The 23,811-nt window shown below is 71.1% G+C and carries 26 protein-coding genes; 7 read left to right on the top strand and 19 right to left on the bottom strand.

The window, feature by feature from the left end; genetic code table 11:
* Positions 1-46 precede the first annotated feature (46 nt).
* Positions 47-712 carry a TrkA family potassium uptake protein gene (locus tag AB0C16_RS02275; RefSeq protein WP_357677979.1) on the top strand — a complete coding sequence of 222 codons (666 nt, stop codon included), beginning with the start codon at positions 47-49 and terminating at the stop codon, positions 710-712.
* A complete protein-coding gene (locus AB0C16_RS02270; protein ID WP_357677977.1) occupies positions 712-1,371 on the top strand; it encodes a TrkA family potassium uptake protein in 660 nt (219 codons plus the stop codon). The genes AB0C16_RS02275 and AB0C16_RS02270 overlap by 1 nt, the downstream gene beginning before the upstream one ends.
* A 96-nt stretch (positions 1,372-1,467) precedes the next feature.
* Here the strand turns inward: AB0C16_RS02270 and AB0C16_RS02265 are convergent, their stop codons facing one another.
* From AB0C16_RS02265 to AB0C16_RS02240, 6 genes are read right to left on the bottom strand one after another with little or no spacing between them, the layout of a single operon-like run.
* Positions 1,468-2,139 carry a DUF3159 domain-containing protein gene (locus AB0C16_RS02265; protein WP_357677975.1) on the bottom strand — a complete coding sequence of 224 codons (672 nt, stop codon included), beginning with the start codon at positions 2,137-2,139 and terminating at the stop codon, positions 1,468-1,470.
* Positions 2,140-2,143: 4 nt separating this feature from the next.
* Positions 2,144-2,530, bottom strand: coding sequence for an OB-fold nucleic acid binding domain-containing protein (locus AB0C16_RS02260; RefSeq protein ID WP_357677973.1), 387 nt, complete (start codon positions 2,528-2,530; stop codon positions 2,144-2,146).
* 27 nt (positions 2,531-2,557) lie between these two features.
* Positions 2,558-3,151, bottom strand: a complete 594-nt coding sequence (locus tag AB0C16_RS02255) for a DUF3710 domain-containing protein (protein WP_357677971.1) — start codon at positions 3,149-3,151, stop codon at positions 2,558-2,560.
* A gap of 58 nt (positions 3,152-3,209) precedes the next feature.
* Positions 3,210-3,641: a dUTP diphosphatase gene (gene dut, locus AB0C16_RS02250; RefSeq protein ID WP_357678222.1), complete on the bottom strand. Its 432-nt coding sequence runs from the start codon at positions 3,639-3,641 to the stop codon at positions 3,210-3,212.
* A 38-nt stretch (positions 3,642-3,679) separates the two neighbouring features.
* On the bottom strand, positions 3,680-4,234 hold the full coding sequence (locus AB0C16_RS02245; RefSeq protein ID WP_357677969.1) for a PaaI family thioesterase: 555 nt from the start codon (positions 4,232-4,234) through the stop codon (positions 3,680-3,682).
* Between the two features lie 11 nt (positions 4,235-4,245).
* Positions 4,246-5,427 carry an AI-2E family transporter gene (locus AB0C16_RS02240; protein WP_357677967.1) on the bottom strand — a complete coding sequence of 394 codons (1,182 nt, stop codon included), beginning with the start codon at positions 5,425-5,427 and terminating at the stop codon, positions 4,246-4,248.
* A 91-nt stretch (positions 5,428-5,518) separates the two neighbouring features.
* On the opposite strand from AB0C16_RS02240, the gene AB0C16_RS02235 reads away from it, so the two are divergent.
* Positions 5,519-7,717, top strand: coding sequence for a DUF6351 family protein (locus AB0C16_RS02235; RefSeq protein ID WP_357677965.1), 2,199 nt, complete (start codon positions 5,519-5,521; stop codon positions 7,715-7,717).
* Here AB0C16_RS02235 and valS read toward each other — a convergent pair.
* Positions 7,711-10,197, bottom strand: coding sequence for a valine--tRNA ligase (gene valS / locus AB0C16_RS02230; RefSeq protein WP_357677963.1), 2,487 nt, complete (start codon positions 10,195-10,197; stop codon positions 7,711-7,713). The two genes, AB0C16_RS02235 and valS, sit on opposite strands and share 7 nt — an antisense overlap.
* Positions 10,198-10,305: 108 nt before the next feature.
* Here valS and AB0C16_RS02225 point away from each other — a divergent pair, with 108 nt between their 5' ends.
* A complete protein-coding gene (locus AB0C16_RS02225; protein WP_357677961.1) occupies positions 10,306-10,590 on the top strand; it encodes a DUF4235 domain-containing protein in 285 nt (94 codons plus the stop codon).
* Here AB0C16_RS02225 and AB0C16_RS02220 read toward each other — a convergent pair.
* Genes AB0C16_RS02220 through paaA form a run of 8 tightly spaced genes read right to left on the bottom strand, consistent with a single transcriptional unit; the run spans position 10,523 to position 17,822 of the window.
* Entirely contained in the window at positions 10,523-11,956 is a 1,434-nt protein-coding gene (locus AB0C16_RS02220; RefSeq protein ID WP_357677959.1) for a trehalose-6-phosphate synthase, read from the bottom strand. The genes AB0C16_RS02225 and AB0C16_RS02220 overlap by 68 nt on opposite strands.
* On the bottom strand, positions 11,953-13,539 hold the full coding sequence (locus AB0C16_RS02215) for an FAD-dependent monooxygenase (protein ID WP_357678220.1): 1,587 nt from the start codon (positions 13,537-13,539) through the stop codon (positions 11,953-11,955). Before AB0C16_RS02215 ends, AB0C16_RS02220 begins: the two co-directional genes overlap by 4 nt.
* Before the next feature lie 41 nt (positions 13,540-13,580).
* Positions 13,581-14,540, bottom strand: a complete 960-nt coding sequence (locus AB0C16_RS02210; RefSeq protein WP_357677958.1) for an MBL fold metallo-hydrolase — start codon at positions 14,538-14,540, stop codon at positions 13,581-13,583.
* A gap of 8 nt (positions 14,541-14,548) precedes the next feature.
* Positions 14,549-15,562: a 2Fe-2S iron-sulfur cluster-binding protein gene (locus AB0C16_RS02205; RefSeq protein WP_357677956.1), complete on the bottom strand. Its 1,014-nt coding sequence runs from the start codon at positions 15,560-15,562 to the stop codon at positions 14,549-14,551.
* A 1-nt stretch (position 15,563) separates the two neighbouring features.
* Positions 15,564-16,022, bottom strand: a complete 459-nt coding sequence (paaD, locus tag AB0C16_RS02200; RefSeq protein WP_357677955.1) for a 1,2-phenylacetyl-CoA epoxidase subunit PaaD — start codon at positions 16,020-16,022, stop codon at positions 15,564-15,566.
* A complete protein-coding gene (paaC, locus tag AB0C16_RS02195; protein ID WP_357677954.1) occupies positions 16,019-16,684 on the bottom strand; it encodes a 1,2-phenylacetyl-CoA epoxidase subunit PaaC in 666 nt (221 codons plus the stop codon). Before paaC ends, paaD begins: the two co-directional genes overlap by 4 nt.
* Entirely contained in the window at positions 16,681-16,953 is a 273-nt protein-coding gene (gene paaB, locus AB0C16_RS02190) for a 1,2-phenylacetyl-CoA epoxidase subunit PaaB (protein ID WP_357677953.1), read from the bottom strand. The genes paaC and paaB overlap by 4 nt, the downstream gene beginning before the upstream one ends.
* Positions 16,950-17,822, bottom strand: coding sequence for a 1,2-phenylacetyl-CoA epoxidase subunit PaaA (gene paaA, locus AB0C16_RS02185; protein ID WP_357678218.1), 873 nt, complete (start codon positions 17,820-17,822; stop codon positions 16,950-16,952). The genes paaB and paaA overlap by 4 nt, the downstream gene beginning before the upstream one ends.
* A gap of 198 nt (positions 17,823-18,020) precedes the next feature.
* Here paaA and paaI point away from each other — a divergent pair, with 198 nt between their 5' ends.
* The 3 genes from paaI to AB0C16_RS02170 are packed head-to-tail and all read left to right on the top strand — an operon-like array spanning position 18,021 to position 20,285.
* A complete protein-coding gene (paaI, locus tag AB0C16_RS02180) occupies positions 18,021-18,389 on the top strand; it encodes a hydroxyphenylacetyl-CoA thioesterase PaaI (RefSeq protein ID WP_357678216.1) in 369 nt (122 codons plus the stop codon).
* Entirely contained in the window at positions 18,386-19,690 is a 1,305-nt protein-coding gene (gene paaK, locus AB0C16_RS02175; RefSeq protein WP_357677952.1) for a phenylacetate--CoA ligase PaaK, read from the top strand. The genes paaI and paaK overlap by 4 nt, the downstream gene beginning before the upstream one ends.
* A gap of 4 nt (positions 19,691-19,694) precedes the next feature.
* Positions 19,695-20,285 (top strand): TetR/AcrR family transcriptional regulator, encoded by a 591-nt coding sequence (locus tag AB0C16_RS02170; RefSeq protein WP_357677950.1) that lies wholly within the window; start codon positions 19,695-19,697, stop codon positions 20,283-20,285.
* On the opposite strand, the gene AB0C16_RS02165 is transcribed toward AB0C16_RS02170, so the two are convergent.
* The 4 genes from AB0C16_RS02165 to AB0C16_RS02150 form a co-directional block, all read right to left on the bottom strand.
* Positions 20,274-21,095: a hypothetical protein gene (locus AB0C16_RS02165; RefSeq protein WP_357677948.1), complete on the bottom strand. Its 822-nt coding sequence runs from the start codon at positions 21,093-21,095 to the stop codon at positions 20,274-20,276. The two genes, AB0C16_RS02170 and AB0C16_RS02165, sit on opposite strands and share 12 nt — an antisense overlap.
* Before the next feature lie 71 nt (positions 21,096-21,166).
* Entirely contained in the window at positions 21,167-21,466 is a 300-nt protein-coding gene (locus AB0C16_RS02160; RefSeq protein ID WP_189125196.1) for a DUF4193 domain-containing protein, read from the bottom strand.
* A gap of 286 nt (positions 21,467-21,752) precedes the next feature.
* The gene (locus AB0C16_RS02155) at positions 21,753-23,054 is read right to left on the bottom strand and encodes a HAMP domain-containing sensor histidine kinase (RefSeq protein WP_357677946.1); all 1,302 of its coding nucleotides are present in this window, start codon (positions 23,052-23,054) and stop codon (positions 21,753-21,755) included.
* Positions 23,051-23,704, bottom strand: a complete 654-nt coding sequence (locus AB0C16_RS02150; RefSeq protein WP_357677944.1) for a response regulator transcription factor — start codon at positions 23,702-23,704, stop codon at positions 23,051-23,053. The genes AB0C16_RS02155 and AB0C16_RS02150 overlap by 4 nt, the downstream gene beginning before the upstream one ends.
* Between the last annotated feature and the right edge of the window lie 107 nt (positions 23,705-23,811).

The raw sequence follows: 23,811 nt of genomic DNA, 5'->3' as shown, positions 1-23,811 counted from the left end.
CCATACTGGTGTCGAGCAACCGGCCGACCGCGAATTGCGGGGGAGAATGCATATAGTGATCATGGGATGTGGCCGGGTCGGCTCGACTCTGGCGCACATCCTCGAGGACAACGGCCATTCCATCGCGATCATCGATCGGGATCCGCAGGCGTTCCGCCGCCTGCGTGCCGGGTTTCGCGGTCGCCGGGTCACCGGGATCGGCTTCGATCGCGACGTGCTCACCGAGGCGGGCATCGAGTCCGCGACCGCCTATGTCGCGGTCTCCAGCGGCGACAACTCCAACATCATCTCCGCCCGGGTGGCGCGCGAGACGTTCGGCGTCGACAACGTGGTCGCCCGCATCTACGACCCTCGCCGCGCCGAGGTCTACCAGCGGCTCGGCATCCCCACGGTGGCGACCGTGCGCTGGACCGCCGACCAGATCCTGCGCCGCATCCTGCCCGAGGGCGCCGAGCCGCTCTGGCGCGACCCGACCGGCACCGTGGTCCTGGCCGAGGTCACCGTGCATCCCTCCTGGATCGGCACTCAGGTGCACGTGCTGGAGCAGCAGGGCCGGTGCCGGGCCGCCTTCATCAACCGGATGGGCGAGGCGCTGGTCATCACCCACGACACCGTGGTGCAGGAGGACGACATCCTGCACGTCATCGCCGCCGAGAGCGACATGGACCGGATCAACAAGGTGCTCGCCGCCGCACCCGAGGAGGAGCACTGATGCGCATCGCCATCGCCGGCGCCGGGGCCGTCGGCCGGTCCATCGCCTCCGAGCTCCTGGAGAACGGCCACGAGGTCCTGCTCGTCGACATCGATCCCAAGGCCATCAAGATCGACACCGTGCCGCGGGCCGAGTGGCTGCTGGCCGACGCCTGTGAGATCGCCTCGCTGGACGAGGCGGGGTTCAACGACTGCCACGTCGTCGTCGCCTCCACCGGCGACGACAAGGTCAACCTGGTCGTGTCGCTGCTGGCCAAGACCGAGTACGGCGTGCCGCGCGTGGTGGCCCGCATCAACCACCCCAACAACGAGTGGTTGTTCAACGAGTCGTGGGGCGTCGACGTCGCGGTCTCGACCCCGCGCCTGCTGAGCGCGCTGGTCGAGGAGGCGGTGAGCGTCGGCGACCTGGTGCGGCTGATGACGTTCCGCCAGGGCCAGGCCAACCTCGTGGAGCTCACGCTGGCCGACGACGCGCCCGTGGTGGGCCAGCGGGCCGGCTCGGTGCCGTGGCCGGTCGACTCGGCGCTGGTGGCCATCCTGCGCGAGGGCCGCGTGCTGGTGCCCAGCGACGACGACCCACTGGAGGCGGGCGACGAGTTGCTGTTCGTCGCCAACCAGGAGGTCGAGCAGGAGCTCGCGCACCTGCTGTCCCAGCACTGACCTCCCAGCACTGACCTCTCGTAGCGCGGACCTCCCGTAGCGCGGACCTCTCAGCGCGCACCTCTCCGCCCGGACGGTGAGGTGCGGACGGTGAGGTCAGGTGGAGGCGACGGGCGGTTTGATCGGGGTACGGCCCCTGCCGAGCAGCCAGACCATGGCGGCCAGCGCCGCGATCTGCAGCGGCCAGCCCATCGCGATCTTGGCCAGGCCCAGCGCGGCCACGGCCTGGTCACCGCCGCCGAACAGGTAGACGGGCAGCTGCACGGCCACCCTGACCACGCACGGGAGCATGAGCAGCCAGGTCAGCTTGGTGCAGAGCCGGACGATGCCCGCGTCCTTGTGCCAGCCGGTCGGATCGCCGGTGACCGAGCCGATCAGGAACCCGACGACCGGCCAGCGGGCCACGATCGAGATGAGCATGCCGATCGAGTAGGCGCCGTTCCACAGGATGCCGGGCAGGAAGTAGTCTTTGGCCTCGCCGGTGCGGCTGGCGAAGAACGCGCCGATGGCGATGCCGATCAGGCTGTTGATCACGAACTGCGGCGTCGACCGCTGCACCAGCCGGACCACGAGCAGGAGCACCGACAGCGCGATGCTGATGATGAGCGACAGCTTCAGCTCTTCGGTGGTGATCCAGGACAGCGTGAACGCGATCGTGGGCACCGCGGCCTCGACGATGCCGCGCATGCCGCCGAACGCCCTGGCGAGCTGGGCTCGCACCGCGGCCTCCACGGTGTCGTGGGCGACCTCTCCCGCCTCAGCACTCACCTGATCAACTCCCTGGGCGCAGCTCGTATCGCGGATTGAACATCACCTTGCGCCCGTCCTGCATGCTGACCAGGCCCTCGGCCTTGACGATGCGGCCGGGCTCGATCCCCGCGATCTTGCGACGGCCGAGCCAGACCAGGTCGATCACGTCCGACCCATCGTAGAGCTCGGCCTCCAGGGCGGGCGCACCGCCCCGTGGACGCAGTGTGACGGTACGTAGCGTACCGGCCACGCAGAACCGGCGGCGTCCGCCACACGCGGCGATCGGGGTCGCGCCGGTCTGCTCGGCGTCTTCGCGCAGCTCCTGAGCCTCGATCTCGGACTGAGGCGAGGCCAGGCGGCTGAAGAACCCGCGCAGGCCCCCACGTTTGGGGGGCGGTGCCGTACTCATGGTGACCCAGCCTACGTGATGGGGCGGTCAGCGAATCTCGCTGATCTCGGGGCCGCGTTTGAACGGGTTGGGGGCCGGCCCTTCGTCGGGCTCGGCCGTCTGCTCGCTGGGCCTGCGCAGGGTGATCGGCTCCTCGCGGGCCATCGGCTCGGCGCCGCGGACGACCACGATGTCCCTGATGAAGGCGACGAACGGCGCTGCGGCCTCCTCGTCGGTGGCGGCGGTGCCGTTGACCACGGCGAGCAGGAACCAGCGCGGGCCGTCGACGCCGAGATAGCGAGCCGGACGGGTGGTGCCCTCGGTGGTGACCTGGCCGCTCAGCTCGACGCCGAACGGGCCCTGGCGCTCCTCCAGCGACGGGGTGTGCTGCAGGATCTTGGTCTTGACCTCGTCCCACAGGCTCATGGACCTGGGCGCGGCCAGCGCCTGCAGCTGGAGCGAGCTGTCGTCGTGGAGCACGACCACGCCGATGTGCTGATCTCCCACCGAAGCCAGCCTGATGTCGAAGTCGGGGTTGTGCGGCAGCCTCAGGCCGCCGAGATCGATGCGGTCATGGTCGGGGTGGGGCTCGTCGGCGTCCCACGGGCCGGAGGCGCGCATGGGGGCGGAGGTCTCCGCCACGACTTGGTCCGGCTGCTCACGACGGCGACGTCGGAACACTGGTCTCACACTCCCTGGATTAACGTCCTGTTGAACCGAAACCGCCGGCGCCGCGCGCCGAGCCGGGCAGGCCTCCCACCTCGCGGAAGGCGGCCCGCTCCACGCGCTGCAGCACGAGCTGCGCCACGCGGTCGCCGCGGCGCAGGCGGAACGGCTCCTTGGCATCGGTGTTGATCAGCGTCACCCTGATCTCGCCCCGGTAGCCCGCGTCGACGGTGCCGGGCGCGTTGACCATGGTGACACCGTGGCGGGCCGCCAGACCCGAGCGCGGGTGCACGAAGGCGGCGTAGCCCTCGGGCAACGCGATCGCGATCCCCGTCCGCACCACGGCCCGCTCGCCCGGCGACAGCTCGACGTCCTCGGCCGTGTAGAGGTCGGCCCCCGCGTCGCCCGGATGGGCGTAGGAGGGCACGGGCAGCTCGGGATCGAGCCGGTGGAGGAGGACCTCCATCGTGCCCTCGGAGGGCGCGTGCCCGTGCGGGCTGCCGGTCAAGGGTTCACCTCGTAGTCGTGGTGCTCGGCGGCGATGGCCGCGGCGTCGCCGTGGCGGGCGAAGTGCTCCATCTCCACCTCGATGAAGAGCGCCGCCGCCCGGACGGCGACCGGGCCGTCAGGGGCGCCGATGCGCCCCTCAGCCTCAAGGTACGCCTTCCGGCCCGAGATCCCGTTGCACCAGGCACGCAGGTGGAGTGTCGTGCCGACGGGAACGGGGCGAACGAAGTCGGTCTCGAGGCGGCCGGTGACGTAGGGCTTGTGGAACAGCCACACCGACATGCCGATGATCTCGTCCATCGCCGTGGCCAGCACCCCGCCGTGCGCGAGCATCGGCGCGCCCTGGTGCGCCTCCCCCACCGTGAACTCCGCCTCGACGGTGACGCCGTCGGGCGTGGAGGCCGAGATGTGCAGGCCGGTGGGGTGGTCGGTGCCACAGCCGAAGCAGCGGCTGTAGTGGACGCCGAGCGCACTGCCCGGGGGCGGTGCGTCGGGGTGCGCCTTCGGGGGTTCGGCGCCCGGAGGCGGAGTGGTCACGGGAGAACGAGTCACGGATGACGAGGTTACTCGGTGTCGGCCGGACGTGCGTCGCGACCTGGTAGGACGGGCCGGGCGGGGGGACGCTCGGACGGCCGGTCGGGGGGACGGTCGGGTGCCTGCTCCGGCTCGGCGGCCGCCGCCGAGGGCAGCTCGGGCGGGGCGTGCCGCAGCTCGGGCAGCGCCCGGTAGATCACCGCCGCGACCGGGACGGCCACGGCCGCTCCGGCGATGCCGCCGAGGATGCCTCCGACGGCCAGCACGAGGATGATGGCCAGCGGGTGGAAGTTGAGCGCCCGGCCCACGATCAGCGGCTGGAGCACATGGTTTTCGAGCTGCTGCTCGACGACCAGGATGCCGACGAAGATCAGCGCGTAGACGGGCCCGTTGGCGCCGAGCGTGACGAGGGTGGCGATCGTGCCGGCGAAGAAGATGCCGACGATCGGGATGAAGCTGGCGAAGAAGATCAGCACGGCCAGCGGCGCCCAGAGCGGCACTCCCATGCCCGCCAGCACGATGCCCATGATGACGCCGTGCACGGCGGCCACGGCCACGGTGCCCTGCACGTAGTGGGAGAGCGTGGTCCACGCGGCCCGGCCGGCCCGGTCGACCCGCGGCGACATCGCGCCGAACCCGCGCAGGAACCACGACCAGATCCGCTCGCCGTCCTTGAGCAGGAAGAACGTGACGAACAGCAGCAGCACGATGGACGCGAGCACCTCGAAGGCGACGGCTCCCGCGCTCAGCACGGTGCCGGTGATGGCCGTGCGCTGGGTGTTGACCATGTTCGCGACTTCGTCGACGTAGCCGGTGATCTGCGCCTGCTGGAGGTGCAGCGGGCCGGTGATCAGCCAGTTCTGGACGTCGCGGGCGGTCGACTGGACCTGCTGGACCAGGTTGGGGAACTCCTCGGTGGCCCGCGCGCCGACCAGCCACCCGGTGCCGATCAGCACCGCGAGCGCGACCAGCATGGTGATCCAGGTGGCGTAGATGGGCCGCATCCCGGCCTGGCGCAGGCTGTTGGTCAGCGGGAACAGCAGCGCGGTCAGCAACAGGGCGATGGCCACGGGCAGCGCGACGAAGCTGAGCCGCCCGATGCCCAGGACGAAGAAGTAGACGACCACGCCGACGAGGATCAGACACGCAGCCCACGCGGCCATCCTGGCCAGCACGGGTGGCACGAGCTTGGTGGGTCGGTCGGTCAGCACGTCCTCCAGACTGGCACGTCGCGGGCCGCGATGCGCGTGGTTAAAAGATCGGGTCTGGGCAAGGTCACCGAGGCGTGTCACCGTCATGGTCATGAAGGCTGTGGCAGTGCTTCTCAGCGTGCTCCTGACCCTGGTCCTCACCGCCGTCGCGGCCCCTCCGGCCGTCGCGGCCCCTCCGGCCGTCGCGGGCCCCGCGCGCGCCTCGGGCGGCGGCCTCGCGCTGGAGGTGCTGTCCGGCCGCGCCGACCAGGTGAGCGGCGGCGACGCCCTGATCGGGGTACGGCTGGAGCGCGGCGGTCCGGTGCGGGTGCTGCGCAACGGCGAGGACGTCACCGCGGCGTTCCGGGCCGAGCCCGGAGGGCGCTCGCTCACGGGCCTGGTGACCGGGCTGAGGCCCGGCGACAACACGATCACGGCCGTGGCCCCGCCGTTCCGGGAGACGTTGAAGGTGCGCGACCACCCGATCTCGGGACCGATCTTCTCCGGGCCGCACCAGTACCCGTTCGTGTGCAAGACCGAACGCAGCGGGCTCGGCCCGCCGGTGGTGGACAACCAGGACGGGCAGGGCATGCGGGTGCCGGGCGGCTGGAGCAGGGACTGCTTCGCGCCGACCGTGAGCGACCGGATCTACCGGGCGGCCGACGGCGCCTTCAAGCCGATGCCCGCCGAGCGGCCGGCCGACATGACGACCACCACGCTGCTCGACGGGCGCACGGTGGACTTCGTGGTGACGCGCGAGCGCGGCGTGATCAACCGGTTCCTCTACTCGATCGCGATGATCGAGGGCGGCTGGAACGGCCGGGCGATCTACCGCTTCGACGGCGGCGTGGCGATCGGCCACGACCAGGGCACGCTGGGCGGCGGCGCGCTCGACCCGTACGGGCTGGGCAAGGGCTACGCGATCCTGCACTCGTCGGGCACCCGCACCTCGACGCACTACAACCTGATCCTGGGCGGCGAGACGGCGCTGATGGTGAAGGAGAGGTTCATCGAGCGGCACGGCCGGCCGCTCTACACGGTGGGGGTGGGCGCCTCCGGCGGCGCCATCCAGCAGTACGTCTACGGCCAGAACTACGCCGACCGGGTGATCGACGCGGCCATCCCGCAGTATTCGTATCCGGACATGGTCACCCAGACCATCCACGTGGGCGACTGCGAGCTGCTCGAACGTTACATGGACCACAACCCGCGCTGGGCGAACTGGGACTCGCGGACCGCGCTCATCGGGATGAACGCCAGCGACACCGTGGCCAACCCCTACACCGGCAGGGCCGGCTCCGACGAGTGCGTCGAGGGCTGGCGCGGGCTGACCCCGCTGACCATGAACCCCCTCTGGACCTCCAACAACTCGCCCGAGTGGCAGCAGATGGACCCGCCGGGCGTCAAGGACACGGTCCAGTGGACGCACTGGGACGACCTGCGCACGGTCTACGGCGTCGGCCCCGACGGCTACGCCCGCTCCACCTGGGACAACGTCGGCGTCCAGTACGGGCTGAAGGCGCTGGTCGACGGCACCATCACGGCCGAGGAGTTCCTCGACGTCAACGCCAGGGCGGGCTCGTGGAAGGAGGCCCGGGACATGGTCCAGGAGGGCTGCCCGTTCACGCCCTCGCTCTGCCCGGCCGAGTTCGACCCGTGGAGCTCGCGCAACATGCGCCTGGGCGACCCGGCGCCGCGGCGATCCGGCGATCCGGTGGCGATCAGGAACGTCGAGCGCAGCGGGCTGGTCTTCCGGGGCGACATCGACATCCCGGTCATCGACTGGCGCCACTACCTGGAAGACGAGCTCGACATGCACAACTCGCACCAGTCGTTCGCCTCGCGGAAGCGGATGCTGGACCACGACGGCGACGCCGGCAACCAGGTCATCTGGTTCACCGACGCCCGCCCCGACGGCCCGCGGTTCGACCAGACGCCCGAGGCGCTCCAGGTGATGGACGCGTGGATGGCGAACCTCCGGGAGCACCCGCGGCGCGGGGTGGCGGGCAACAGGCCCGCGGCGGCGGTGGACCGCTGCTTCGCGACGGACGGCACCCAGATCGCCGCCGGCCCGCGCGTCTGGGACGGCATCCTGAACCGGCGCGCCGCCGGGGCCTGCACGGAGAGGTTCCCGCTCTACTCGACCTCGCGCGTCGTCGCGGGCGGGCCGATCGAGGGCGGGGTGTACAAGTGCCGGTTGCAGCCGGTGGCCCGCGCCATCGCACGCGGGCTCTACGGCGGCTGGCGCCCCTCCCCCGCCGAGCGGAGCCGCCTGGAGGCGATCTTCCCGACGGGGGTGTGCGACTACTGACCTTCGACCAGTGAGACCTCGACGGCCTGCTCGGGGCCGTCGAGGAGGACGAACTCCTCGACGTTGCCGGCGCCGCACAGGTCGTCCTGGGCGAGACGTACGAGCTCGATCTCGGGGCCGGTGACGGTCAGGCGGGAGACCTCGGCGCGCATCGACAGCCTCGCCTCGGACTTGGCCTTGCGGACCTGCCGGAGCACCTCGGAGGCGACCGCCAGCACGGCGGGGTCGCCGGTGCCGCGCTCGGCCACGGGCCAGGGGGCGAGGTGCACGCTGCCCTCGCGCCACCACGACCAGACCTCCTCCGTGACGAACGGCAGGAAGGGGGCGAACAGCCGCAGCTGCACGTCGAGAGCCCGGCGCAGCGCCGTGTGGGCCGAGGCCGCCGCCGCGCCGGACTCGTAGGCCCGCGCCTTCACCAGCTCCAGGTAGTCGTCGCAGAACGACCAGAAGAACCGCTCGACGGCCTCCAGCGCCCGGGTGTGCTCGTAGCCGTCGAACGCCTCGGTCGCCTCGCGGACCACGTCGGCGAGGGCGGCCAGCATCGACAGGTCGATCGGCTCGGTGACGTCGCCGCCGCCCTCGCCCAGGCCGAGCACGAACCTGGAGGCGTTGAGGATCTTGATCGCGAGCCGCCGCCCGACCTTGAGCTGACCGGCGTCGAAGGCGGTGTCGACGCCGTAGCGGCCGCCCGCCGCCCAGTAGCGGACCGCGTCGGAGCCGTGCCGCTCCAACAGGTCCATCGGGGTGACCACGTTGCCCTTGGACTTGGACATCTTCTTGCGGTCGGGGTCGAGGATCCAGCCCGAGATCGCGACGTCGCTCCACGGGGCGCCGCCGAACTCCAGGTGCGATCTGACCACGGTGGCGAACAGCCAGGTGCGGATGATCTCGTGGGACTGCGGGCGCAGGTCGGCCGGGAAGACCCGCCGGAACAGGTCGTCGTCGGTCTCCCAGCGGCCCGCGATCTGCGGCGTGAGCGACGAGGTGGCCCAGGTGTCCATCACGTCGGGATCGGCCGTGAACCCGCCGGGCACGCCCCGCCGGTCCGCTGAGTAGCCGGGCGGCGTGTCGGAGGACGGGTCGATCGGCAGCAGCTCCTCGGGCGGCGTGATCGGCTCGTCGTAGACCGGCCGGCCGGACTCGTCGAGCGGATACCACACCGGGAACGGCACGCCGAAGAACCGCTGCCGGGAGATCAGCCAGTCACCGGCCAGCCCCTGCACCCAGTTGTCGTATCTCACCCGCATGTGCGGCGGGTGCCACCTCAGCTCGGCGCCCCGCTCCAGCAGCCGCTCGCGCAGCGCCGCGTCGCGCCCGCCGTTGCGGATGTACCACTGCCGGGTGGTGACGATCTCCAGCGGCTTGTCGCCGCGTTCGTAGAACTTCACCGTGCGCTGGACCGGCCGCGGCTCGCCGTCGAGGTCGCCGGACTCGCGCAGCAGCTCCACGATCCGCTCGCGGGCGCTGTGGACGGTCTTGCCCGCCAGCTCTTTGTACGGCTCCTCGTCGACGCCCGCCGGCGGCTCGGGCAGCAGCCGGCCGTCCCAGCCGATGACCGGTCGCGTCTCCAGGTCGAGCTCGCGCCACCACGTCACGTCGGTGATGTCGCCGAACGTACAGATCATGGCGATGCCGGAGCCCTTGTCCGGCTCGGCCAGGTGGTGGGGCAGGACCGGCACCTCGACGCCGAACAGCGGCGTGAGCACCGACGTGCCGAACAGCGGCCGGTAGCGCTCGTCGTCGGGGTGGGCGACCAGGGCCACGCAGGCCGGGATCAGCTCGGGCCGGGTGGTCTCGATCCAGACCGGACCGTCCTGGCCGTAGAACGAGATCCGGTGGAACGCCCCGGGCCACTCGCGGTCCTCCAGCTCGGCCTGGGCGACGGCCGTGCGGTAGGTGACGTCCCACAGCGTCGGCGCCTCGGCCAGGTAGGCCTCTCCGCGCCTGAGGTTGCGCAGGAACGCGCGCTGCGACACCCGGCGGGAGTCGTCGCTGATCGTGGTGTAGAGCAGGGACCAGTCGACCGACAGGCCGACCCGGCGCCACATGTCCTCGAACGCCCGCTCGTCGATGGCCGTCAGCTTGTGGCAGAGCTCCACGAAGTTGCGCCGTGAAATGGAGATCTCACGTTTGCCGGGCTTCTCCGGTGGCACGAACCCGGGGTCATAGGGCAGCGACGGATCGCAGCGCACGCCGTAGACGCTCTGCACGCGCCGCTCGGTGGGCAGGCCGTTGTCGTCCCAGCCGATCGGGTAGAACACCGACTTGCCCAGCATGCGCTGGTAGCGGGCCATGATGTCGGTGTGGGTGAAGGAGAAGACGTGACCCACGTGGAGAGAGCCGGAGACGGTGGGGGGCGGGGTGTCGATCGAGTAGATCTGCTCACGTGTCCGGGACCGGTCGAACCGGTAGGTGCCCTCGCTCTCCCAGCGGCCTACCCATACCTGCTCCAAGCCGTCGAGAGTGGGTTTCTCCGGCATAGGCGCATGGCGTGGTCGCTGTTGAGTCATGCCTCCTTATGGTACGGCTTCGCGGGCGAGGGCAGCGTTAGAGACTAGGGTTCGTTATCTAGGGGAAGGAGACGCCGAATGGCAGAGGATAAGCCGGATCTGGCCTGGCGGGTCATCGGCGGACTGGTCGGTCTGGCGACCGCGTGGGCGGCCCGCAAGCTCCTCGGGTTCGCCTGGGTGAAGGCGACCGGGAAGGAGCCGCCCATCGACGCGGACTCACCCGAGGTCAGCATGGGTGAGGCGATCGGTTACGCGGTCGTGATGGGTGTGGGCATGTCCGTGGCGCAGATCGTGGTCAACCGGACCGCCAAGAAGCGGTATGAGGCGTGGAAGTCTGTGAAACAGGTGACTCCAGGGCATTGAGAAACTCGTTCGCCCATCGGTCCACGTCGTAGGTGGTGATCCGGCGGCGCATCGTGCGCATGCGCCGGGTCAGCTCGTGCGGCGTGGCCCGCATCGCCGCCAGGATCTGGCGCTTGACGTCCTCTATGTCATACGGGTTGACCAGATACGACTGCCGGAGCTCGTCGGCCGCCCCGGCGAACTCACTGAGCACGAGCGCCCCGTCGAGGGCGTGGCGGCAGGAGACGTACTCCTTGGCGACCAGGTTCATCCCGTCCCGCAGCGGCGTCACGACCATCACGTCGGCGGCCAGGTAGAGCGCGGCCAGCTCCCTGCGGCCGTATGACTGGTGGAAATACTGGATCGGCTGCAGCCCGAGCATCGCGTGCTCGCCGTTGATCCGGCCGACCTGCAGCTCGATGTCGTCACGCAGCCGGCGATACTCGTCCACCCGTTCCCGGCTGGGCGTGGCGATCTGCACGAACACCGCCTCGTTGGGCGCGAGGCTGCCGTCCTTGAGCAGCTCGCCGAAGGCCTCCAGCCGCTGCCCGATGCCCTTGGTGTAGTCGAGCCGGTCGACGCCGAGCAGCAGGTGGGCGGGGTCGCCCAGCTCCGACCTGATCTCCTTGGCCCGCGTGATGACCTGCGGTTCGCGCACCAGGGTGTCGAGCTCGCCGAAGTCGACGGAGATCGGGAAGGCCTGCGTGGTGACGATCCGGTCGTCGAGGAAGATCTCGTTCCCCTTGTACGGCAGGCCGAGCAGCCTGCGGCAGAGCCGGCGGAAGTTGGAGGCGCCGCCGGACAGCTGGAACCCGACCAGGTCGGCCCCGAGCAGCCCCTCGACCAGCTCCTTGCGCCACGGCAGCCGCCAGAACAGCTCGACCGGCGGGAACGGGATGTGCAGGAAGAACCCGATGCGCAGGTCGGGCCGGAGCTTGCGGAGCATGGCGGGCACCAGTTGCAGCTGGTAGTCCTGCACCCAGACGACGGCCCCGTGCTCGGCCACCTCGGCCGCGGCGTTGGCGAAGCGCTGGTTGACGAGGCGGTAGGCGTCCCACATGTCCCGCTCGAACACGGGCGGCGCGACCACGTCGTGATAGAGCGGCCAGAGCGTGGCGTTGGAGAACCCCTCGTAGTAGAGCTCCACCTCCTCGGCGGACAGCGGCACCGAGATGAGGCTCATGCCGTCCTGCTCGAACGGCTCCAGCTTCTCGTCGGCGGCGCCGTGCCAGCCGAGCCAGGCGCCGTGGCGGCGCTGCATGACCGGTGCGATGGCGGTGACGAGCCCACCCGGGCTCCTGCGCCATGAGGCCGTTCCGTCCGGCTCGACCGTCCGATCCACCGGCAAGCGGTTGGCAACGATCAGAAACGAGCTACGGCCACTCACTCAAGTCCTCCTACGACTCCGTCCAGCGTGAACCGCGACGCGCGGCTCACGGCAGCCGCCACCGACTCCGGCCCCGCTTGGGGAATGATCGCGGCGATATGAGCGTCGGGCCTGATCAGCCACACTTCGTCCGGCCTGGCGCCGAGTTCGTCGGCGAGGCCACCGGTGCCATCCATCGTCGCGAACTCGCGAACGGCGAGCGGCGCCTTAGTGACCTTGCCCAAGACCTGGGCAAACAAACGCGAATCGCTCATATCGCCCACAAGTAGCAGGAAGCCGTCCCGGCAGTGCTCACGCAGCCGTCCGCCGGGCAGGGGCACGTCGGGGACGATCACGCCGGGCGCGGGCGGCGGGCTCGTGCCCTTCGGCGGCCGGCCGGTGAACGGCCGGCCCGGCTCCGGCGTGGTGAGCGGGGAGTCGACATACCAGTACGGCTCCGCGAACCGGCCCGAGTCGACCTCGGCCACGTCACCCCGCTCCAGCACGGCCCGCCTGCGCTCCCGATCGGCCTCGGTCGACGGGGCGAGGAAGCGCATGGTGGCCATGGTGACCTCCAGGTTCTCCAGCGCGGCCGCGTGACGTTCGGCGTGGTAGGTCTCCAGGAGCTCCTCGGGGGCCCAGCCGCGCAGCACGAAGGCCAGTTTCCAGGCCGCGTTCTCCGCGTCGGGCACGCCGGAGTTGAGGCCCCGGGCGCCGAACGGCGCCATCAGGTGGGCGAAGTCCCCGGCGAGCAGCACCCGGCCGACGCGCATGCGCGAGACGACGCGGGAGTGGAAACGGTAGGTCGTCCGCCAGATCAGCTCGTAGTCGCGGTCGCCGACGACCTGCCTGATCCGGCGCGCGACGTCGTCCGCCGCGGGGACGCCGTCGGGCGGGAGCTGCCAGTCGATGCGGAACGTCGAGCCGGGGCAGGGGTGGATGAGCACCTGCCTGCCGGGGTTCCAGGCCGGATCGAAGTAGAAGCGCCGCTCGTGCTCCCAGCCGGGCAGGTCGGCGCGGATGTCGCAGATGAGGAACCGGTCGTCGAACGTGCTCCCGTCGAAGCCGACGCCGAGCGCCTCCCGCAGCCGCCGCTCCCGCGCTCCGGCGCAGGCCAGCACATAGGAGGCGCGCAGCGACCGCTCGCCGCAACGGACGGTGACGCCGTCGTCGTCCTGCTCCAGGCCGGTCACCTCGTGCTCCCAGCGGACCTCGATGAGCGGCTGGGCGGCGATGGCGTCGTCGAGGATCTCCTCGGTGCGCGACTGCGAGATGTTCACGAACGGCGGCAGCGGGCCGCCGGCCTCGAACCGCCAGGAGGACAGCTCCCGGTCACGGTGGTAGGTGCGGGCGGTCGTCCAGGTCAGGCCCTCCTCGGCGATCCGGCCCGCGCCGAGCGCCGACCAGACGTCCAGCACGTCGCGTTGCTGGCAGATGGACCTCGACCCCACCGGCTCGCGCCCGCTCCGCCGGTCGAGGACGAGCACGGGCACGCCCCAGCGGGCCAGCAGCAGCGCCGCGGTCTGCCCGACCGGGCCCGCGCCGACCACGACGACCCGCGCCCCCGTGCTCAAAGGCGCCGTGGTCGAAGGCGCCGTGGTCATGGCCGCTTTGGGCATGGCCGCTTTGGGCAGGGGCGTCCCGGTCATGACTGGAGCTGGTCCCAGACCTCGCGGTCGCGTTCGGCCGTCCAGATCCGGGGCCGCTCGATGCCGTCGAGCTCGTCCCACAGGCGGGAGACGTTGAACGGCAGGCAGTGCTCGAAGATGGGCCAGCCGCCGTAGCGGGGTTCGAGCGCCCGGTGGGTGCTCTCGAACGCCTGCCTGAGCGTGCCGCCCCGCTCGCGGGTCCGGCCCACCTCGGTGAGCATCACGGTCAGGAAGTCGCGGGTCTGGGCGATGGCCGCGGCGGCCTCCGCCCCGCCCCTGGCCACCGCTCCCCTGCCGCCGACCAGGGTCTCCGCGCCGAAGGCGGCCACCCGGTCGAGGGTGTCGGTGGCCCAGTCGCGGTGGAAGGCGTCGCCGGTGTAGAGGGCGGCCCGCGACTCGACCAGGTCGCCAGCGAACATGATCTTCTGCTTGGGCAGCCAGGCGACCAGGTCGCCCTCGGTGTGGCCGCGCCCGCAGTGGGCCAGCACCAGGTCGCCGCGCCCCCCGCCGAGGTCGATCGTGAACCTGTCGCCGAACGTCGCGGTGGGCCAGGTCAGGCCGGGGATGGAGGCGGGCTCCTTGAACAGGCGGGGCATCCGGGCGTACTCGCTGGCCCAGTCCTGCTCGCCGCGCTCGGCGATCAGCTCGCGGGTCCGCTCGTGCGTGACGATGACGTCGGCGCCGAACGCCGAGGCGCCGAGCACCCTGACCGCGTGGTAGTGCGACAGGACCAGGTATCTGATCGGCTTGTCCGTGTGCTCCCTGAGCCGGGCCAGCCATTCGCGGGCGGCCACGGGGGTGGCCAGGGCCTCGAAGCAGACCAGGAAGTCCTCGCCCTCGATCGCGCCGACGTTGGGGTCGCCCTCCGCCGTGAGCGCGTAGACGCCGTCGGCCAGCACCTCCAGGGACTGCCGCTTGGCGTCGAGATCGGCGGACGAGGCGAACGGCTTGGCCATCGTTCCTCCTAAGCGTCGAAGTCGATCGTCACCCGGGCCGAGACCGGACGACTCTGGCAGGCAAGGACATACCCCGCGGCGACCTCGTCCGGTTCCAGCGCGTGGTTGCGGTCCATGGCGACCTCGCCGGTGACCAGTCTGGCCCGGCAGGTGCCGCACACCCCGCCCCGGCACGCGTAGGGCGCGTCGGGGCGCACGCCGAGCGCGGCGCCGAGCAGGCTCTCGCCGCCGTCCAGCGCCACCTCGGTGGTGCGGCCGTCGAGCCGGAAGGTCAGCGACGCCCCCGGCGGCGCCTGCCCTGGCCGGGAGACCGGCTCGCCCGCGTAGAACAGCTCGTGGTGCAGGCGCTGCCGGCCGACGCCGCGCAGCACCTCGCGGGCCGCCTCGACCAGCCCGGCCGGGCCGCACAGGTAGTAGTGGGCGGCCTCGCCCAGCAGGGGCAGCAGCGTGCGCAGCCGGGCGGCGTCGATCCGGCCCGAGGCGATCGGGGCCTCCAGGGGCTCACGGCTGAGGACGTGCAGCAGGTTGAGCCGCGGCCCGTAGCGGTCCTTGAGGTCGGCCAGCTCCTCGGCGAACATCACCTCGCGCGCGGTCCGGTTGCCGTAGACGAGCGAGAACCTGCTGCGCGGCTCGGCGGCCAGGGTGGTGGCCAGCAGGGACAGGACCGGGGTGATGCCGCTGCCCGCGGCGATCGCCACGTGGTGCCTCGGTCTGTCCGGGCGGAGCGGGGTGTTGAAGCGGCCGGCGGGCGCCATCGCCTCCAGGACGTCGCCGGGCCTGAGGGCGTTGTTGGCGTACTCGCTGAACGCGCCGCCGGGGAGCCGCTTCACGCCGATCCGCAGCGGGCCGCCCGCCGGGGAGCAGATCGAGTAGCTCCGGCGCACCTCGATCCCGTCGAGGCGGGTCCGCACGGTGAGGTGCTGGCCCTGGACGAACGGGACGCGCTCGGCGAACGTCACGGCCACCGCGTCGTCGGTCAGCCGGTCCACGGCCGCGACCGTCAGCGGCTGGAAGCGGCTCACGCTAGATCTCCTTGACGTGGTCGAACGGTTCGAGGCAGTCGGAGCACGCGTACATCGCCTTGCAGGCCGTGGAGCCGTACCCGCTGACCAGGCGGGTGCGGGGCGAGCGGCAGCGCGGGCAGCGGACGCCCAGCGTGACCGGCACCGGGCCGGTCCGCCGCGCGGGCGGGGAGATGCCGTGTTCGAGGAGTTTCGCGCGGCCCTCGTCGGTGATCCAGTCGGTGGTCCAGGGGGGCGCGAGCACGGTCGTGACCGTGACGCCGGGCAGGGCGCGCCGGAGGTCGTCGCGGATCACGTCCATGGCCGGGCAGCCGGAGTAGGTCGGGGTGATCACCACCTCCAGGCCGCCGTCGGCGCGCCGCCGCACGTCGCGCAGGATGCCGAGGTCGCCCAGCGTCACCAGGGGCAGCTCGGGGTCGGGCACGGCCGCCGCCACCGCGCGGGCCTCGTCGAGCGTCACCACCTCGCCCCCTCGTGCGCGCGGTGCAGCTCCTGCAGCTCGGCGAGGAGCGGGGCGAGGTGCTCGCTGTGCCTGCCCCGGCGACCGCCCGTCCACCGCGTCGCGGGCGCGGGCGGGACGCGGGGCACGGCCAGCTCCGCCTCCCGCAGGACCCCGCCCACGAACGTGTCCCAGGGCTCGCGCAGGTCCGGCTCGGTCTCGAACAGCTCGCCGGTGTACGGCCACAGCGCGCCGAGGGCGGCGGTCGTGCGGCGGCGGCTCTCCTCGGTGCCCCGGCCGAGCCGGACCGCCCAGATCCGGGCGTAGTCACGGTGGTAGGCGAGCTCCTTGACGCCCTTGGCCGCCACCTCGTCCTCGGGATGCGCGGCGTACAGCTCGTACAGGAAGCCCGTGTAGAGCAGGTGGCGCACGACGGTGGCGGCGAAGTCGCCGTTCGGCTGCTCGACGAGCAGGCAGTTGCGGAACTCGGCCGGATCGCGCAGGTAGGCCAGCCGGTCCTCGTCACCGGCTCTGGACAGCAGCGCGCGGGCCTGGCCGAGCAGGTCGAGGCTCAGGTTGGCCAGGGCGACGTCCTCTTCCAGCGTGGGGGCGCGGGTGATCCAGCCGGCCAGGCGCTGGGCCAGCACGAGGCAGTCGTCGCCGATCTCCAGGGGGTCGATCACAGGTGCTCCACCCCGTCGGGCAGCTCGTAGAACGTGGGGTGGCGGTAGGGCTTGCCGCCGGCCGGGTCGAAGAAGGCGTCCTTCTCGTCCGGGGAGGAGGCGGTGATCGCGGTCGCCGGGACGACCCAGATGCTGACGCCCTCCTGGCGGCGGGTGTAGAGGTCACGCGCGTGGCGCAGGGCCAGCTCGGCGTCGGCGGCGTGCAGGCTGCCGGCGTGCACGTGGGAGAGGCCGCGCCTGGGCCGGACGAACACTTCCCACAAAGTCACGAGATTTCCCCCTGTTCTCCGGCGTGCTCCCTGGCCGCGTACGCGGCGGCCGCCTCGCGGACCCAGGCGCCCTCCTCGTGGGCGGCGCGGCGGCGCGCCAGGCGCTCGGCGTTGCACGGGCCGTCTCCGGCCAGCACCCGCCTGAACTCCTCCCAGTCGATCTCGCCGTGGTCGTAGTGGCCCCGCTCGGCGTTCCAGCGCAGCCCGGGGTCGGGCAGGGTGAGGCCGAGGATCTCGGCCTGGGGCACGATCATGCCGACGAACCTGCGGCGCAGCTCGTCGTTGGAGTGCCGCTTGATCTTCCAGGCCATCGACCGGGCCGAGTGGGTCGACTCGGCGTCGGGCGGGCCGAACATCATCAGCGACGGCCAGTACCACCGGTCGACGGCGTCCTGGGCCATCCGCCGCTGCGCGGGAGTGCCGTGGGCCAGGGTGTGCAGCAGCTCGTAGCCCTGGCGCTGGTGGAAGCTCTCCTCCTTGCAGATGCGGACCATCGCCCTGGCGTACGGGCCGTAGGAGCAGCGGCAGAGCGGCACCTGGTTGACGATCGCCGCGCCGTCGACCAGCCAGCCGATGGCGCCGATGTCGGCCCAGGTGGGGGTGGGGTAGTTGAAGATCGAGGAGTAGCGCTGGCGGCCCTCGTGCAGCGCGTCGAGCAGCTCGGCGCGGTCCACGCCGAGCGTCTCGGCCGCCCCGTAGAGGTAGAGCCCGTGGCCCGCTTCGTCCTGCACCTTGGCGAGCAGGATCGCCTTACGCCTGAGGCTGGGCGCCCTGGTGATCCAGCCGCCCTCCGGCTGCATGCCGATGATCTCGGAGTGGGCGTGCTGGGCGATCTGCCTGATCAGCGTCCGGCGGTAGGCGTCGGGCATCTCGTCGCGCGGCTCGATCTTCTCGTCGGCGTCGATGATCTGCTGGAACGCCGGGCTCACCGGCTGCCGCCGGGGCTCTCACGGCAGGGCTCGGGCATGTTCTTCCCTCTCTTGACACGGATCGGGGCAGACGGTGAAGTGTTTACCGAACATTCGGTCAGTTGACAAGGGAGAGTTCCGTTGGAGAGCGCCCGTCGCATGATGGCCTCCGACACGGCCTCCGCGGCCCTCGGCATCGAGCTGGTCGAGCTCGGCCCGGGCCGGGCGGCGTGCCGCATGACGGTGACCCGCCAGATGATCAACGGGCACGAGCTCTGCCACGGCGGCTACGTGTTCCTGCTCGCCGACACCGCCTTCGCGTGCGCCTGCAACACCCACGGCCCGGTCACGGTCGCGGCGGGAGCGGAGATCACGTTCGTCGCCCCGGCCCGCGAGTCCGACGTGCTGGTGGCCGAGGCGGTCGAGCGCACCCGCTACGGGCGCAGCGGGATCTACGACATCACGGTAAGGAAGTCCGACGGTCAGGTGGTCGCGGAGTTCCGCGGCCGCAGCAGGGAGATGCGATGAGGCTCGGCGACCGCCCCGCTCCAGGGGAGCTCGACCCGATCGAACGGGTGTCGCGTGACGAACTGGCCGCGCTCCAGCTGGAGCGGCTCCAGTGGACGCTCCACCACGCCTACGAGAACGTCCCGTTATACCGGCGCAAGTTCGACGAGCACGGTGTCCACCCCGGCGACTGCAAGGCGCTCGACGACCTCGCCGGGTTCCCGTTCACCACCAAGGAGGACCTGCGCGAGGGCTACCCGTTCGGCATGTTCGCGGTGCCGCGCGAGCGGGTGGCGCGGGTGCACGCCTCCAGCGGCACGACCGGCCGGCCCACGGTGGTCGGCTACACGCGGGGCGACCTCGACACCTGGGCCGGCCTCATGGCCAGGTCGATCCGCGCCTCCGGCGGCCGGCCCGGCGACATCGTGCACGTGGCCTACGGCTACGGCCTGTTCACCGGCGGTCTGGGCGCCCACTACGGGGCCGAGCGACTGGGGTGCACCGTGGTGCCGGTCTCCGGTGGCATGACGCCCCGTCAGGTGCGGCTCATCGACGACTTCCGGCCCGGCGTCATCATGGTCACGCCGTCGTACATGCTGGCGCTCCTCGACGAGTTCGAGGCGCAGGGGCTCGATCCCCGCGCGTGCTCGCTGCGCATCGGGATCTTCGGCGCCGAGCCGTGGACCGAGGAGATGCGCCGCGAGATCGAGGACCGCTTCGACCTGCACGCCGTCGACATCTACGGCCTGTCGGAGGTGATGGGACCGGGCGTGGCCAACGAGTGCGTGGAGTCCAAGGACGGCCTGCACGTCTGGGAGGACCACTTCTATCCCGAGACCGTCGACCCGTTCACCGGGGCGCCGTCCGACGGGGGCGAGCTGGTCTTCACCAGCCTCACCAAGGAGGCGATGCCGGTCGTCCGCTACCGCACCCGCGACCTGAGCCGGCTGCTGCCCGGCACCGCCCGGCCCGCGTTCCGCCGCATGGAGAAGGTCACCGGCCGCGCCGACGACATGATCATCCTGCGTGGGGTGAACATCTTCCCGACCCGGATCGAGGAGCTCGTGCTGCGCACGCCGGGCCTGTCGCCGCACTTCCAGGTGCACCTGACCAGGCCGGGACGGCTCGACGTGATGACCGTGAAGGTCGAGGCCCGGCCGGGCGTCGAGGGACGCGAGATCCGCGACGAGGCCGCCGCGTCGCTGCGCCGATCGGTCAAGGACCACGTGGGCGTGAGCGTGGACGTCGAGGTGGTGGACCCGGAGACGCTGGAGCGCTCGGTGGGCAAGCTCAAGCGCGTCATCGACAGGCGGGATACTTGACCATATGGCCACCCAGCCCCGTCAGCGCAAGCGCGGGCACGACCCCGAGTCCGTGCTCGCCGCCGCCGTGGGCGTCTTCAACGAGCGCGGCTACGACGGGACCAGCATGGAGGACCTGGCCAGGGCGCTCGGGGTCACCAAGTCGGCCATCTACTACCACGTCCCGGGCAAGGAGCAACTGCTCGCGCGGGCCCTCGACCGGGCGCTGGACGGGCTGTTCGAGATGATCGCCGACGAGCGCGCCACCTCGGGCCGGGCGATCGAACGCCTGGAATGGGTGGTGCGCCAGAGCGTGCGCATCCTGGTCGACCGGCTGCCGTACGTGACGCTGCTGCTGCGGGTGCGGGGCAACAGCCCGACCGAGCAGCACGCGCTGGACCGGCGGCGGGAGTTCGACAGGTTCGTCAGCCACCTGGTCAAGGAGGCCGCGGCCGAGGGGAGCATCCGGCCCGACGTGGAGCCGGCGCTGGTGACACGGCTGTTGTTCGGCACCGTCAACTCGATCACCGAGTGGTACCAACCGGCGCGCGGGGGCTCGGCCGAGGAGTTGGCGGGCGCGCTGCTGAAGATGACGTTCGACGGGCTAAGGGTCTGACCGGTCTCGCTCGGGAGGGTCTAACCGGCCGCGCTCGGGAGGCGCGGGCAGCTTGAGGCGCAGGTCGTCGCGGATGGTCTGGCCGAGCTTCTTGGTCGCCATCCGGTTGAGCGCGCCGCCGGCGACGGCGCCGGTCAGGAACGGGCCGAGCGTGGTCAGGTGGCGGCCCAGGGTGCGCATGAGGCGGTTGCGCAGGGCGGTCTTGGTGGCGGCGCCGAGCGCGAGCGACACCGAGGCGGGGGCCAGCGGGTCGATGCCGCGCTGCCTGGCCCAGGCCGCGGTGAACGCGGCCGCGCGCTGGGCGCCGGTGCCCTCGACGCGCACGCCGTAGACCTCGTGCAGCTCCGCGAGGAGCTTGACCTCGATGGCGGCGACCACGATGGTCTCGGCGACGAGCTGCGCGGGGGCGGAGAGCAGAAGAGGGGGCGCGGCGAACTCGGCCGCGGCGAGCGCGCCGCCGATGGCGCCGACCGTCATGGTCGCCTTCTGGGCGGTGCGCACCAGGTCGTCGGCGAGCTGCTCGCCGGTCAGGCCGTGGTGGTGCTCGGAGAGGGTGTGCAGGTCACGGATGGGGATGCGCGGTGCGATGTTGATGAACACGTCGGCCAGCCATCGGCCTCGGCCGGTGCCGCTATCACGGGCCCGCTTCGAGCCGGCCGACAGGGATCGGGCTAGGCGGCCGAGCAGCTTGCGCCGCTCGGCCGGCTCCAGCTCACCGGGCTCGGTGAGCCTGCCCACGAGCTCGCCGACCTCCCTATCGGGGTCGGCCTCCTCACTGCCCGTTTGCTGATCCTTCTCGGGTACGGCCACGCGAAGCCTCCGTCCGGTGGTGGCGACCGCTCAGGGCCGGCCGGCATCGCCGCTCGCCCTGAGCCACGGCGTCAGGCAGCGCACTCCCGGCAGACCTGCTGGCCGTTCCTCTCGGACGCCAGCTGGCTGCGGTGGTGCACGAGGAAGCATCGCGAACAGGTGAACTCGTCAGCCTGGCGGGGGATGACCCGCAGGCTGAGCTCTTCGTTCGACAGGTCCGCGCCGGGCAGCTCGAGCGACTCGGCGAGATCCGTCTCGTCGATGTCGATGCTGCCGGACGACTTGTCGGTGCGTCGGGCCTGCAGCTCCTGCAGGCTGTCCTCGCTGAGATCGTCGTCGGTCTTGCGCGGGCTGTCGTAGTCGGTAGCCATCGTGCTAACTCCATCCCCCTCATCTATATGTCTTCACGCTCATCGCGCGTCTTCTAACGTCCGGGACGCCCATCTTGTGCCCGATCCCGGCGGGGAGATTGTGCATCGGTACCCCGGGAGAACGGCCATCGAACCTCCCAACACGTCAGGGCCTGCTGCCGACGGCAATGGTTAGCCAAATATGGCGAAACCCACAGCCTTGGCATCACGCACTACCGTGTTCGACGGCACATCCAACCACATGTGCGGCGAGAACGAGACGCCCCCACTCGACCAACACGCCGGATCAGCGTCTTGGAAGCCGAATGGTCACGACAAGTCCGCCGCCGTCACGTGGCACGGCGGTCACATTTCCCCCATGGGCCTGGACCACCGCCCGCACGATGGACAGCCCCAGACCCGCTCCCTTGGCGGATTCCACGCGGTCGGCGTGGAGCCTCCTGAACGGTTCGAACAGGCTGTTGACCTCGTACGCCGGAACGTGCTGTCCGGTGTTGGCCACCTGAACAACCAACGCACCGTCCACCATTCCCGTACGGATCCATACTTTTCCGTTTTCAGGAATGTTGTACTTGACCGCGTTCTCGAGCAGGTTACTCACGGACCGTTCCAGAAGCACCGGATCGCCCACGGTAGGCGCGCTGACCAGTTCGGTGACAACGGTTACCCCGTGCTCGGCGGCGAACGCCGTGACCTGTTCGACCGCGGTCCGCGCGACGTCCTCGACGTCCAGGGGCTTGCGCACGGCCAGCTCTCGCTCGCTCCGCGCGAGCAGCAGCAGGCCCTCGATCAGCTTCTCGTTCCGGGCGTTGACTTCGAGCAGGGTGCGGCCGAGCGCCTTGAGGTCCTGTGACGCCTCGGGATCGGACAGGGCGATCTCCAGGACCGTCCTGTTGATGGTCAAAGGGGTGCGCAGCTCGTGCGAGGCGTTGGCGACGAACCGCCGCTGGGTGTCGAAGGCGATGTTGAGCCGGGTGAGCATGGCGTCGAAGGTGTCGGCCAGCTCCTTCAGCTCGTCGTTCGGGCCCTGGAGGTCGATCCGCTGGTGCGCCAGGTTACTCTCGGAGAGCTTCCTGGCCGTGGCGTTCATCTGCGCCACCGGGCGCATCGCCCGGTCGGCGACGAAGTAGCCGAGGATGACCGCGAGCAGGCCGACGCCCAGCAGGGCGAGGAACGAGCTGCTCAGCAGGGCGTCGCGCGCGGTCTGCACCGCCTGCTGCTGGGCCGCGCGCCATCGGCCCTGCATGATGGCCGCGTCGATGGCGTCCACGCCGGTGAGGTCGAGGGGCAGCCATGCCTCGTCGATCGCCCTGCCGACGATCGCGTAGATCGAGAACAGCAGCACGGCGGCGGCCATGAAGAACAGCGCGCTGTAGGTCAGGGTCAGCCGCCAGCGGATGCTCACCCGGCCGGGGATCTCCCTGACCCGGTCCAGCGCGGTCCGCTGGACCGGGGCGTAGGAGGGCGGTGGCGGGCCGTCCCAGGCCGGCGGCCCGCTCGGCGGCGGCGGCTGCCTCTTCCGGTCCGAAGACGGGCTGCTCATGGGGTGCGTCTGCGCCCCCTCGCGCCGTTCTGGACGTTCGCTCACAACTTGTATCCCACCCCGGGCACCGTCTCGATCACCTGAGGGTCGCCCAGCTTCTTGCGCAACGTCATCATCGTCACGCGCACCACGTTGGTGAACGGATCGATGTTCTCGTCCCATGCCTTGTCCAGCAGGTCCTCCTGGCTGACCACGGCGCCCTCGGCGCGCATCAGCTCCTCCAGGACCGCGAACTCCTTCTTGGTCAGCACGATCTCCCGCCCGTCGCGCTCGACCAGCCGCTTGCCGGGGTCGAGCCGGATCCCGCTGCGCTGCAGGACGGGCGGCAGCGCGGGGGCCGAGCGGCGGCCGAGCGCGCGGACCCGGGCGACCAGCTCGACGAAGACGAACGGCTTGGCGAGGTAGTCGTCGGCGCCCAGGCCGAGCCCCTCCACCTTGTCGTCCACGTCGCCCGAGGCGGTCAGCATCAGGATCCGCGAGGCCGAGCGCTGCTCCACCAGGCGGCGGCAGACCTCGTCGCCGTGCACCACCGGCAGGTCGCGGTCGAGGACGATCACGTCGTAGTCGATGTAGGACGTGCGCTCCAGCGCGCCGCCCCCGTCGTAGGCCACGTCGACGGCCATGGCCTCGCGCCGCAACCCGGTCGCGATCGCGTCGGCGAGCACCCGCTCGTCCTCAACCACCAGCACCCGCACGCCCGTGCACCTCTTTCCGATTCTTGACCAACATTCTGACCACAGCCTCGATAAGCGCACGGTAAGGCATGTCGCGGCCTGCCTTGGACAACGGCCCGCGAATTTCC

The sequence above is a fragment of the Nonomuraea sp. NPDC048916 genome, assembly GCF_040649575.1.
Lineage (GTDB): Bacteria > Actinomycetota > Actinomycetes > Streptosporangiales > Streptosporangiaceae > Nonomuraea.
The sequence above is the reverse complement of the archived record's forward strand: the minus strand, read 5'-3'. Positions and strand labels throughout refer to the sequence as shown.